The 11,551-nt window shown below is 40.5% G+C and carries 12 protein-coding genes and 2 tRNA genes; 5 read left to right on the top strand and 9 right to left on the bottom strand.

Annotation, left to right across the window (positions count from 1 at the left end; genetic code table 11):
- Positions 1-69: 69 nt before the first annotated feature.
- From AC1XUE_RS02635 to AC1XUE_RS02625, 3 genes are all read right to left on the bottom strand, one after another.
- A tRNA-Thr gene (locus AC1XUE_RS02635) sits at positions 70-142 on the bottom strand.
- A 43-nt stretch (positions 143-185) separates the two neighbouring features.
- Positions 186-258 (bottom strand) — tRNA-Thr (locus tag AC1XUE_RS02630).
- A 113-nt stretch (positions 259-371) separates the two neighbouring features.
- Positions 372-2,282: a DUF349 domain-containing protein gene (locus AC1XUE_RS02625; RefSeq protein ID WP_483354376.1), complete on the bottom strand. Its 1,911-nt coding sequence runs from the start codon at positions 2,280-2,282 to the stop codon at positions 372-374.
- Between the two features lie 106 nt (positions 2,283-2,388).
- Between AC1XUE_RS02625 and pdxH the strand changes: the two genes are divergently transcribed.
- On the top strand, positions 2,389-3,027 hold the full coding sequence (pdxH, locus tag AC1XUE_RS02620; protein ID WP_483354375.1) for a pyridoxamine 5'-phosphate oxidase: 639 nt from the start codon (positions 2,389-2,391) through the stop codon (positions 3,025-3,027).
- A 107-nt stretch (positions 3,028-3,134) separates the two neighbouring features.
- Here pdxH and AC1XUE_RS02615 read toward each other — a convergent pair whose 3' ends face one another.
- From AC1XUE_RS02615 to AC1XUE_RS02595, 5 genes are all read right to left on the bottom strand, one after another.
- Complete coding sequence (locus tag AC1XUE_RS02615) at positions 3,135-4,418, bottom strand: citrate synthase (RefSeq protein ID WP_483354374.1); 1,284 nt, start codon at positions 4,416-4,418, stop codon at positions 3,135-3,137.
- Between the two features lie 287 nt (positions 4,419-4,705).
- A complete protein-coding gene (locus AC1XUE_RS02610) occupies positions 4,706-5,179 on the bottom strand; it encodes a hypothetical protein (RefSeq protein WP_483354373.1) in 474 nt (157 codons plus the stop codon).
- Between the two features lie 33 nt (positions 5,180-5,212).
- Positions 5,213-6,157, bottom strand: coding sequence for a tRNA (adenosine(37)-N6)-dimethylallyltransferase MiaA (gene miaA / locus AC1XUE_RS02605; RefSeq protein ID WP_483354372.1), 945 nt, complete (start codon positions 6,155-6,157; stop codon positions 5,213-5,215).
- Complete coding sequence (locus tag AC1XUE_RS02600; RefSeq protein WP_483354371.1) at positions 6,154-7,065, bottom strand: hypothetical protein; 912 nt, start codon at positions 7,063-7,065, stop codon at positions 6,154-6,156. Before AC1XUE_RS02600 ends, miaA begins: the two co-directional genes overlap by 4 nt.
- A gap of 115 nt (positions 7,066-7,180) precedes the next feature.
- Positions 7,181-7,786, bottom strand: coding sequence for a hypothetical protein (locus AC1XUE_RS02595; protein ID WP_483354370.1), 606 nt, complete (start codon positions 7,784-7,786; stop codon positions 7,181-7,183).
- 301 nt (positions 7,787-8,087) lie between these two features.
- Between AC1XUE_RS02595 and AC1XUE_RS02590 the strand changes: the two genes are divergently transcribed.
- Both AC1XUE_RS02590 and AC1XUE_RS02585 read left to right on the top strand, forming a co-directional pair.
- The gene (locus AC1XUE_RS02590) at positions 8,088-8,732 is read left to right on the top strand and encodes a cysteine hydrolase family protein (protein WP_483354369.1); all 645 of its coding nucleotides are present in this window, start codon (positions 8,088-8,090) and stop codon (positions 8,730-8,732) included.
- A 22-nt stretch (positions 8,733-8,754) separates the two neighbouring features.
- Entirely contained in the window at positions 8,755-9,060 is a 306-nt protein-coding gene (locus AC1XUE_RS02585; protein WP_483354368.1) for a hypothetical protein, read from the top strand.
- A gap of 271 nt (positions 9,061-9,331) precedes the next feature.
- On the opposite strand, the gene AC1XUE_RS02580 is transcribed toward AC1XUE_RS02585, so the two are convergent.
- Positions 9,332-10,315: a Gfo/Idh/MocA family protein gene (locus AC1XUE_RS02580; RefSeq protein ID WP_483354367.1), complete on the bottom strand. Its 984-nt coding sequence runs from the start codon at positions 10,313-10,315 to the stop codon at positions 9,332-9,334.
- An 89-nt stretch (positions 10,316-10,404) separates the two neighbouring features.
- Here AC1XUE_RS02580 and AC1XUE_RS02575 point away from each other — a divergent pair, with 89 nt between their 5' ends.
- Both AC1XUE_RS02575 and AC1XUE_RS02570 read left to right on the top strand, forming a co-directional pair.
- Positions 10,405-10,626 carry a VF530 family protein gene (locus AC1XUE_RS02575; RefSeq protein WP_483354366.1) on the top strand — a complete coding sequence of 74 codons (222 nt, stop codon included), beginning with the start codon at positions 10,405-10,407 and terminating at the stop codon, positions 10,624-10,626.
- Positions 10,627-10,671: 45 nt separating this feature from the next.
- Positions 10,672-11,547: a DnaJ C-terminal domain-containing protein gene (locus tag AC1XUE_RS02570; RefSeq protein WP_483354365.1), complete on the top strand. Its 876-nt coding sequence runs from the start codon at positions 10,672-10,674 to the stop codon at positions 11,545-11,547.
- Positions 11,548-11,551: the final 4 nt, after the last annotated feature.

The raw sequence follows: 11,551 nt of genomic DNA, 5'->3' as shown, positions 1-11,551 counted from the left end.
GTAAAGTGCAGCTGTTCGTTGCTTAGATTTTAAATCAAAAAACCTGACAAAACTTGCCAGGTTTTTCAGAGCCTCCAGTCGGGATCGAACCAACGACCTACTGATTACAAGTCAGTTGCTCTACCAGCTGAGCTATGGAGGCTTTTATTGATATTCGGTAACTTATGTATTGGCAAAATTATTAGAGCCTCCAGTCGGGATCGAACCAACGACCTACTGATTACAAGTCAGTTGCTCTACCAGCTGAGCTATGGAGGCCTTTTATTTTTTGCCGATACTGTTTGTTATTCCGTTATCGTGCTGCAAAAGTAGAGTAACAGAATAACAAACGCAAGGGTTTTAAAGCCTTTTTTACTATTTTTTTTTCTGAATTATATAGCTTCCTGAATAATAGATAGTTGGTGTTTCAGCTCATTCAGCTGCTCCAGCGCATTATTTATCTTTCTTTCAAAATCGGCTTTGAGTTTGTCCGAAGTTTTTGACTTCGCAAAGAACTCAATATTGTTTTGCCATAAAGCAATGTCATTTTCGAGCTGAGTTACCTTGCGACGAATATCACCTTCTTTACGGACAAGATTGCGGCTGCTATCTCCCCCGTCGCGAACAAGTTCAACTTCACTTTCGAGTACAGCCTGTTCCTTTTCTTTTGTGGAAAGTTGTCCAATCGCACTCACATAGGTATTTATTGCCCCAATGTAACGTTTTTGAATAGCTTGCATGTCCTTTTTGGGCACGAATCCAATTGAAGACCATTCGCTCTTAAAAGCAGACAGCAAATTCAGTGTGGACTCCACCTTATCATTTGCAGCAGACTCAATGCGCTCAATAAGATCGACTTTCTTCGCAAGGTTTTCTTCAAATCCCTCCTCTACTTCTTTGTTTTTAGCACGTTTCTGATCAAAATAAGCATCACAAGCTTTTTTGAAGCGGTCATATATTGTATCCTTGAATTTCTCAGGAACCTGCCCTACTCCCTTCCACTTCTTTTGCAGCTCAATAATTTTCTGCGTATTAGATGCACTGTCTTCGCCTGATGCCAATATAGCTTCTGCTTCTTCACATAATTGATTCTTTTGTTCAAGATTCTGCTCGCGTTTGCTTTCCAGCTGACGGAAAAACTCCCCCTTATTGTTAAAGAATGTCTTCAGGCTTGCCCAGAACTTCTTGCTAAGCTCTTTCCCCTCTTCTCTCGGCATAATGCCTTTCAAGGCAACCCACTGGTCCTGAAACGCCATAATTTCCTTTGTTTTGGCATTCCACTCTTTAATGCTTCCGGAATTGTAGGAAGTAAAAGGAACGATCTGTTCGTAGATTTTTGCCTTCTGTTCGTAATTCTCCTGCATGGATTTTTTCTGTTCAGCGAACTGCTCACGCTGCGCATTATAAAGCACATCCATGGCTACCTTGAAACGCTGCCATAGCTTTTCCTGGTCTTCTTTTGGAGCTGGACCCAAGTGCTTATAATCCTCAAAAATATGATTTGCTTCATTGAGTATTTCACGAGACATCGGACGCCCTTCCAAGGATTTGCCTAGTTCCTCCACTTTTTCACAAAGCTCCGCTTTCAATTCTGCATTTCTTCTGCGATCAAGTTCTTTGAGCTCGAAATAGATATTTCTATTTGAAAAATATCTGTCGATCAATGCATTGTAAGTTGCCCAGAGCGTGCCGTTATGAGGAGATGCGATATTACCTGCATTTTTCCACTCCTCCTGAATCTTCTTAAATTCTTCCCAGCTGGATTTCAGACCGGAAGCATCTGTTTCCTTAGAACCTTCGTCTTCCAGTAATTCACGAAGCTTCTGAAGCAACGCTGTTTTTACATTGAAGTTCTTTTCCTTCTCTTTTTCCTGTCCCTGGTAATAGGCGTTCTTTAGACCGCGAATTTCTCTGGTTAAAGTGTCAATACGTTGTATATCAACATTATATTTAAACTCGAAGCCGTCTTCATCGCCGTTTTCTGCAACAAAAGATTTCAGAGCTGTTTCGCGCTCTGTTTGTTTAATCTGATCAAGTACCGGACGTATTTCACGAACCACCGACTCAGCCTTTTTAAGCAACGCGGGCTTCGAACCTTCTCCCTGAACGGCAGCCAGTTCGTTCTCCAGTAATTTTACAAGTTGCTCTTTGGATAGTTGACTGTAATCTACATCCGATGTAGATTCTTCCTCATGTTCCTCAGCCAGCTCAGTGTTAAGATCAATATCGAGGGTATCAATAGTTTTAGGTGTCAGGTCTTCCTGCTCGTTGCTTTCGACCCCTTCGTTTTGTTCTTGTGCCATCGTGATTCGTGTTTCGTAAGTACGTGTCTTATTGATTACAAATCTAATAATCTTTCCATTGAATTGGCTACTTTTGACATCCTAACATTGAACATATTCATCGGAAATGAACCATAAAATAGCAAATATCAGAAGTGACTACACTTTGAAGGGGTTGCACGAGTCGGATTTACACGCTGATCCGTTAAAACAGTTTGAAAAGTGGTTTGAAGAGGTACTTGCTTCCGGCCTGGAAGAGCCTAATGCGATGGTGTTAAGTACTGTGAAAGATGGAAAACCAGCAGCTCGTGTGGTACTGCTGAAAGACCTGGACATGGGCTTTAAATTCTTTACCAACTACGAGAGTAAAAAAGGTCGGGAGATAGAAAAAAATCCTTCAGTAGCATTGACTTTCTTCTGGAAAGAATTAGAAAGACAAGTACGTATCGAAGGAAAAGTTGAGAGGGTGGATCCGAAAGACTCCGATGAGTATTTTAAAAGTCGTCCGAGAGGAAGCCAGATTGGCGCTTGGGTATCGCATCAGAGTTCAGAGATACCAGGTCGTGAGGTGCTGGAAGCTACCAATGCAGAGTTGGAATTGAGATTTGAAGGTAAAAATATTCCAAGACCTGATCACTGGGGAGGATACCGTGTTATTCCCGATTACATAGAATTCTGGCAGGGGCGGCCAAGCAGATTGCACGATCGGTTGGCTTATACCAAAACGGAAGGGGCGAGCTGGAAGATTGACAGGCTTTCTCCTTAGGTATTATTTGGCACCGGAGCATGATGGTGCAAATGGTATTTTACAGAAAATAAAAGAGCGTACTGATTCACATCAGTACGCTCTAGGCAACCATCAATATTTTTAAACTATCGCTCGTTAATTGACACGAATGCTCTTTTAGGAGCACCAACGTAAACCTGACGAGGACGACCGATTGGCTCTTTATTAGTACGCATTTCTTTCCACTGTGCGATCCAACCTGGTAGACGTCCGATTGCAAACATTACAGTAAACATGTTGGTAGGAATACCTAATGCACGATAAATAATACCTGAATAGAAATCTACGTTCGGATACAGTTTGCGTGATACGAAATATTCATCTTCTAGAGCCGCTTTCTCTAACTGCTGGGCAATTTCCAGAACCGGGTCATTGATGCCCAGCTTGCTCAATACATCATCAGCTGCTTTTTTAATGATACGTGCACGTGGATCAAAGTTTTTGTAAACACGGTGGCCAAAACCAAACAGACGGAATCCGCTTGTTTTATCTTTGGCCATATCAATGTACTTCTGCGTATCTCCACCATCCTGACGAATAGCTTCAAGCATCTCAATTACTTCCTGGTTGGCACCACCGTGAAGCGGCCCCCACAGTGCACTGATTCCGGATGAAATAGATGAATAGATGTTAGCATGCGATGAACCTACCAATCTTACCGTAGAGGTCGAGCAATTTTGTTCGTGATCAGCGTGCAGTATCAAAAGTTTATTCAAAGCCGCAGATACAACAGGATCCACCTCATAGTTAGCTACTGGTAGAGAAAACATCATGTTCAGGAAATTTGAACAATAGTCAAGGTCATTTTTTGGGTAATTAACCGGATGCCCCTGTGATTTTTTATAGGACCAGGTTGCGATAGTAGGAAGCTTTGAAAGCAAACGAATGATATGCAATTGCGTAACTTCTTCAGGATCTTGATCCGCATTTTCGGGATAGAAAGCGCTCATAGCACTAACCAATGAAGATAATACACCCATCGGATGCGCATTTACCGGAAATCCTTCGAAAATCTTACGCATATCTTCATTAACAAGTGTATGCGTCTTTATTTCGTATTCAAAATCTGCAAATTGTTGTGCTGTAGGTAGTTCGCCATAAATCAGCAGATAAGCTACTTCCAGGAATGACGATTTTTCTGCAAGTTCCTCAATAGAATAACCCCTGTAATTCAGTACACCTTCTTCTCCGTCAAGAAAAGTAATAGCACTTTTTGTTGCGCCGGTATTTTTGTAACCAGCATCAATTGTAATATATCCGGTTTGATCACGCAGTTTCGCTATATCAATCGCTTTTTCCTGTTCACTACCTTCTACAATCGGGAATTGGTAAGTTTTACCTTCAAGGGTTAATTCAGCTATTTGGGACATATTAATTAGATAAAATAAAAATGTTAATGTAATAAAGTGTTGATGACATCGTAGTAACACAAAGGACTAAAAACCTTGAAAATTACCTACTCAACAAAATTAAATTTGTGTTAATTCCTATTTTCGTACGAATAGGAATGAGAAAAACACAAGCTGCAATATCTTAAAAAACGCTGTACTTTCTATTATTATCTCTGTTTTATTTGTAGGAATTCAAGATAAAACCCATATTATTTCACAATTCAAAGGAATAATAACATTATTCTATCGAAACTAAATTCTACTTATTATGGAATAATGTGGGTACTGCCAAGGGTTTCAGCACGGCCCTGCCCTTTTCCTGGTTCTACTTTGTTAAAGTATGCGAAAACTGCTTTAACAAGATATCGCGCATACATTCCTCCTAGTATTACCGGCAGTAAATGAGCACCATAAATAAAGGCTTTGCCTGTGATACGATACGAAAACGTAGAAAACGTGTTGTAAACATAAGCCAGCCAGATGAGAGAAACAATTAAAAACAAGGAAAAACAAATTAACTGAACTTTCTGCTTAGCATACCTGCGAACGCCTTCACATAGCAATAATGAGATTCCTACAACTAAAAATACGGTTATCAAGGCAGTAGGAAAATTCTTGATGTAAGTGTGTTTATAGATGAAAATGCCCAGTTTCCCGATCAGATTAGGATGCGATAACAGGTAAGCGTCGGTAATTATAAGGAGAAGAAGCAGTAACAGGCTACTTATTTTTCGGTTCATTGAATTAAAAATGATGTGTTTGATTAAAGTACTTTAATGTAACTGAACAATTCCTTCTTCATAATGAGAGACGATAAACTCTGCCTGTTTCCCTGTCTCCATCGAGGTATCAAGCCATTGAATATGCAAACCATCTTTTTCCATTTTTCTGAAAAAGGTCATCTGGCGCTTGGCAAAGCGGTGAATTTCTGTTTCCAGTCGGGCGATCATCTCTGCATAATTAATCTGTTTCGTCAGATACAGGGTAATGTATTTGTATTCCAGTCCGTAATAGATCAATTGTTCTGGAAGTAGGCCCGAATCAAGTAAATGCTGAACCTCTTTCACCAATCCTTCATTTAACCGCTGTTTCAATCTGGCGCTGATTTTTGCTCTTCTCGTTTCTACCTGAGGGTTAAGACCATATATCATGGCTTTCGGCGGACCAGGTTCATAGTTCCATTGCTGATCCAAATCAGGGTTGTCGGTAAGGTATTTGGAGATCTCGATAGCACGAATCAGCCGCTTATGAGTGGTAGTATCGGCCAGCTTTGTATATATCGTGTTGTACTCAGCAAATCGGACTGCAAGATCTTCTCGTGATAGATTAACTAACGACGTTCGAAGGGCATCATTTACAGGAATGGCGTTAAAAGCATGACCGGTTAAAATAGAATGAATATAAAAACCTGTGCCGCCGCAAGCTACAGCCGTTGAATTCCGTCCATCAATATCAAAATAAGCATCTGCAAAATCCTGATGAAAATCTTTTACGTTGTATTGTTCACCTGCATCACGGATGTCAATCAGATGATAAGGGATTTCAATTCCTCTAAATGTATACTCCTGCAAATCCTTCCCGGTGCCAATATCCATACCACGGTATATTTGTCGGGAGTCGACACTAATTACTTCTCCCCCTATAAGGTGACACACTTCAACGGCAAGTTTGGTTTTGCCACTGGCTGTTGGGCCTAAAATGACGAGTAATGGTTTCAATGGTTAACTGCTTTTACAAATTTGTTACTTCCCGCATTGGTAATCGGTACCTTGTCAGATGCTTTTTCATCATGGGTGGATGTATATCTCATATGATTTTGCATATCCAAATGAAATGATACACCTGCCCTTTCAGAAATATATTCGAAATCCAGTTTTTCATAAGAGCGACCATCAGACCATTCCAGGTCTACATACGTCATGATGTCGTCAGGTTTAAAATCCTCGGTAAAAGCCTTCAATATTTTGTTCATACCACCAACAACTGTGGTATCACAATGATTGGCAAACCGGATTAGTTCACAAGAACGATGTGAATCCCCTGCATCACGTACAAATATTTTAGCGTTACTGAACGTAGCCACGGCAACCAGCAAGTCCTGATTGGCATTGTCAATGGGGAAATCCTTTGCAAGTATTCTGAAATAACGAATTGGCAAGAATAATCCGTATCTGTATTTAGCCGATACATTACCTTGTAAATGATGCGTATTTAGGAAACTCTCTGCCGTTGACTTATTAATACGTGCCGTGTAGGTGAGTCTGCCCGGAATACGGACGGAAATCCCAAGCAATGCCTTTATCCTTGATACGACGATGTTACGGGATCGATGCCATTGATCTTCCCATATTATAACAGAAGTAATACCGTGGAATCTTGACTTAGCTACGAAAAGGAAGACGTTATTGTATCTGCTAAATGCATCCGATAATAGCCATTTTTCGTAATCGATCACGATGAGGTTCATCACCGGTTGCTCACTCCTGAATATGGTAAAACACAAAAAATCGCTGTCTCCGGCAAGTCCTGATGTCCATGGATATCCCAACGCTGTAAGCCAATCTTTTATCTGATCAACAAATGAGCAGGAAGCGTCTGAAGTACCAGTATCTTGAACAAGAGGCATACTTAAGTTTTGAATGAGTGATGAAACAAAGGTATGTTGCTTTCGGTCATTCGACCAAAAAGAAGAGGATACCCGATTTGGATATCCTCAATATAATTCATGGAGTGTGTGTGATTTACTTTCCCCCTAATCCGAAGATAAGACCGACATTCACACCGCCGAATTTTGAAGTTGATTCAAAATCTACATTGTTAGCCGATCCTGTAGTTGCGCTGTGATTCTTATTTCCAAACACAAAATGATAGATACCTTCCACTTGAATTCCCAGATTACCAAAAGCAAAAACAAACCCTGCTCTTGGCGCTGCTCCAAAATTGCTGTGTTTCTGAGATTCTAAAACGGTATTGCCGTTGTATTTGGCATCGTAGCCTGAGAAATAAACACCTGCATCACCACCGATATATGGTCTCACGACACCTGTGGTAAAGAAGTAGTCAATCGTTCCGGTAACTGGTGTCACCCTTCCGGTTGTTTCAAAAGTCTGCCCGGCAAAAGTATACTTACTTCCATCCGCATAAATCTTTCCTGCTACGCCAATCGCTACCTGGGGAGTAGCAAATACACGAAGGTTAAGACCGCCACCTGCAATGGTTTTGGAGTCCTCTACGTTGGATTTCGCGACTCCGCCTTGCAGTCCAATAGAAAATTGTGCAAAGCTGGCAGTCGTAACTCCGGTCGCAACCATAGCCATGCAAAGTGTCTTAATTAGGATACTTCTCATCTTTCTGATTTTTTAAGTTGATGTCTGGTTTAGAAGTATAAAAGTTAATCCGGTTTAGGCTCTAATGCGATTTTAATGATTAATCAATTCGTAATCAATAAGTTGAATTCTCGTTCAAGTGTCTCTTTAAATTGCATTATTTGAGTAATTTCTTCCTCAATGCAGAGCATTTTGGTACAGATCGCAAGTCTTCCAATGTTTTTTCTGATGCAGTTTTAGTGTCAATACTGTATACTGCCTTATGTTTTGCATTAGTAAATGGCTAAATTACATCAGCTATTAACCTCAAAAAACAAATATTATGAGTCTTAACCCAGAAGAAACTGCTGTTGTTCTGATAGAATTTCAAAACGACTTTACCACTGATGGAGGTATTTTTCATGGTGCAGTCAAGAGCGTGATGGATTCCACAAATATGCTGGAAAATGCAGCAGAAACCGTAAAGCAAGCGCGGAAAGCTGGCATTAACATCATACATGTGCCTATTTCCTTTACCGAAGATTATCATGAAGTTACACCGAACCCGTACGGTATTATGAAAGGTGTTGTGGATAATGGCGCGTTTAAAAAAAATACCTGGGGAACCGACTTTGCTCACTCACTTACTCCTGAGCCGGGAGAAATAGTAATCGAGGGAAAAAGAAGCTTCTGCGGTTTCGCCAGTACTAATCTTGACTTTGTATTACGTAGTCGGGGCATCAAAAATATTGCCCTGGCAGGATATTTAACCAATTGTTGCGTAGAATCAACGATGAGAACTGCATACGACAAAGGTTATAATGTGATTTCATTAACAGACTGTTGCGCTACACTTAGCCAGGAAGAGCACGACAATGCGATCAAAAATGACTTTCCCATGTTTAGTCAACCTATGTTACATACAGAGTTCATCGCGATATTAAAAAATGAGGCTGCTCTTGACCTGAAGGGAAAAGGTTACGAGTGATGTTGTATCTAAATAATAAAAAATGAAATTTTGGAAAACGATCATTGTTGCATTTTTGCTGACTCTTGCACATGAAAGCTATAGTCAGAATTTCAACGCCGAACTTCGCAAACTCAATGGCCAGATTGATGCAGCACGAAAATCCGGAAAACTGACTGAACTTGAATACAGTAAGTTGAAAAAGGAGCAGGATATTATCAAACTGGCTATCGACAAGGCCAATGCAGATGATATAATGACGCCTGCAGAAAAGAATAAAATCCACTCAAAAATAGTCAGATCCAAGAAACGACTGGCGAAGTATAAAACCAATCGTGAAATCTATTGAAATGAATACAAAAATGGCAGTCACTTCGTGGCTGCCATTTTTAGCTTTAACTACTAGTAATCTTTTTTTCCGTCTTTTTTTGCCTTCTTTTCAGCTCTTTTTTCTTTGAGGTTTTTCTCAGGCTCCTTTTTGGTGCTGCCTTTGTCCAGGTTTTTTCCTTTTGCCATGACGATATGATTTAATATGATTGGTGTAAAAGTAACTTAATGCCTCCTATTTTTGGTATTCAGGGCATCCGGTTAATTTGAATTTTCTAAGGTTCTCCAACGTATCAGCCCTTATTGGTGATCATATCTATGATTATGTTGGACCTGATGCCCGTTTTTCCATTACTTATGGACTGACCATTTCCTGTAAGTTCACCTACTATCTGAGTAATTAACGGCTGCTGAACATGCTCTGGATATGGAATTGTAAACACTTCTGTGCTATTTTCAGTAATTACGGTAATATCGAACTTTTCAAAAAACGAAAATATGATCTGCCCCCTGGAACCTATGATTTTTGCTTCATCCAAACGTTGTTCTTTGCTCACTGTAAAGCACCAACTACCGGTTCCTAATACACCCGAATCAAATTCCCAGTTTGCTATGGTAATATCATCTGCTACATACAAGCCAGCTTGATTTGCTGTAATTCCATTGGCAGATTTCACTGGCCCAAAAACATATTCCAGAAAGTCGAACTGATGAGATGCCAGATCGTGGAAATGCCCTCCACCGGAGATCTCTGGATCAACACGCCATCTTGTTTTCACAAGCTTACCTATCTCCTCCTGGTGCGGTTGCCATTGTAACACAATGCTCACCAGGCGTATATCTCCTACTAAACCACTGTTAACTAAGTCTTTTACTTTCTGAAAATAAGGCATTGCCCTGCGATAATAGGCTACGAAAAGAGGAACTCCGGTTTGTTCACTCACATCTATCATTCGCTGGCATTCTGCCGTATTTCTGCCCATAGGCTTTTCTACATATACCGGCTTTCCAGCCTGCATTGCTCTTATTGCATACAGTTCGTGGGTATCGGGAGGTGTTGCAACATATATAGCGTTGACGTCCGGATCGTTAATCAGTTCATCCGCGCTATCGTACCATTTTGGCACGCTATGTCTTCTGGCGTAGTCAGAGGCAAGATCTGCATCCCTTCGCATGACGGCTACCAGTTCAGAATTGTCAACCTTATTAAATGCCGGACCGCTTTTTACTTCCGTTACATTTCCGCAGCCAATAATGCCCCATTTTACTTTTTCCATAACAAGCACGTAATTTTGAACTAATAGTTAAGTACAATTATTATTAATTCTAATGAATTTACCTTAAATTATATATTAATAGAAAAGAGATGTCGACGCAGCTAAACAATCCCCTACACGGAAAAACACTTGAAGCCATACTGAATGAACTGGTTGACTACTATGGATGGGAACAAATGGGCTATCATGTCAATATCAATAGTTTCAGATTCGAACCCAGTGTCAAATCCAGTTTAAAGTTTTTGCGTAAAACGCCCTGGGCCAGGAAAAAAGTAGAGGAGTTGTACATACAAATGCTCGACAGAAAATAATAAAGGTTTCATAAGAAGTCTTCGTCACACAACAGCTTATACAGAATGTCATTTGTTGATTACTATCAGATACTTGGCTTGCAGAAAAGTGCAACCGATAAGGAAGTGAAGAACGCCTATCGGAAGCTTGCCAGGAAGTATCATCCCGACTTAAATCCGGATGATAAGGAAGCACAAAAGAAATTTCAGGAGTTAAACGAAGCTAATGAGGTGCTGAGTGATCCTGCGAAAAGGAAAAAGTACGATCAGTACGGAAAGGATTGGCAACATGGTGAGGAGTATGAACGGGCACGTCAGTCTCGATCTAACACTCACGAGAGTTCATGGTATTCGGGAAATGAGGGAGGAGGTTTTTCTGACTTCTTTGAATCCATGTTTGGATCGTCGGGAGGTTATGGTGGGCGTCAGACAAGATTCCGTGGTCAGGATTATAAATCCGAATTGCAAATGAATCTGGAGGATGCTTACACATCACATAAACAGACATTGACTGTAAATGGCAAAAATATAAGAATTACAGTTCCGGCAGGTGTTGAAAATGGGCAAACAATTAAAATCCCAGGGCATGGCGGACCAGGTGCTAATGGTGGTCCTCATGGGGATCTGTACATCACATTTGTGATTACAGGCAGTGAAAAGTACCGTAGAGGTGGAAATGATATTCATATGAAAGAAGACATCAGCTTATATACAGCCGTATTGGGAGGAGAGTTGATTGTGGATACACTGAGCGGAAAGGTGAAGTTGCCTGTAAAGCCCGAAACTCAGAATGGGTCGATAGTTCGGCTCAAAGGGAAAGGTTTCCCGATTTACAAACGGGATGGCCAATACGGAGATCTATATATTACGTTCAATGTATTAATCCCTACAAATCTTACAGATAAGCAAAAACAGCTTTTTGAAGAATTGTCTAAATCATAAAACT

Source organism: Dyadobacter sp. HNCC25DJ187 (genome assembly GCF_056895255.1).
The sequence above is the reverse complement of the archived record's forward strand: the minus strand, read 5'-3'. Positions and strand labels throughout refer to the sequence as shown.

Bases quoted from the DNA above. Each gene is read 5' to 3' on its own strand.
- AC1XUE_RS02625 (WP_483354376.1), bottom strand. From the start codon at position 2,282: ATGGCACAAGAACAAAACGAAGGGGTCGAAAGCAACGAGCAGGAAGAC.
- pdxH (WP_483354375.1), top strand. From the start codon at position 2,389: ATGAACCATAAAATAGCAAATATCAGAAGTGACTACACTTTGAAGGGG.
- AC1XUE_RS02615 (WP_483354374.1), bottom strand. From the start codon at position 4,418: ATGTCCCAAATAGCTGAATTAACCCTTGAAGGTAAAACTTACCAATTC.
- AC1XUE_RS02610 (WP_483354373.1), bottom strand. From the start codon at position 5,179: ATGAACCGAAAAATAAGTAGCCTGTTACTGCTTCTTCTCCTTATAATT.
- AC1XUE_RS02600 (WP_483354371.1), bottom strand. From the start codon at position 7,065: ATGCCTCTTGTTCAAGATACTGGTACTTCAGACGCTTCCTGCTCATTT.
- AC1XUE_RS02595 (WP_483354370.1), bottom strand. From the start codon at position 7,786: ATGAGAAGTATCCTAATTAAGACACTTTGCATGGCTATGGTTGCGACC.
- AC1XUE_RS02590 (WP_483354369.1), top strand. From the start codon at position 8,088: ATGAGTCTTAACCCAGAAGAAACTGCTGTTGTTCTGATAGAATTTCAA.
- AC1XUE_RS02585 (WP_483354368.1), top strand. From the start codon at position 8,755: ATGAAATTTTGGAAAACGATCATTGTTGCATTTTTGCTGACTCTTGCA.
- AC1XUE_RS02580 (WP_483354367.1), bottom strand. From the start codon at position 10,315: ATGGAAAAAGTAAAATGGGGCATTATTGGCTGCGGAAATGTAACGGAA.
- AC1XUE_RS02575 (WP_483354366.1), top strand. From the start codon at position 10,405: ATGTCGACGCAGCTAAACAATCCCCTACACGGAAAAACACTTGAAGCC.
- AC1XUE_RS02570 (WP_483354365.1), top strand. From the start codon at position 10,672: ATGTCATTTGTTGATTACTATCAGATACTTGGCTTGCAGAAAAGTGCA.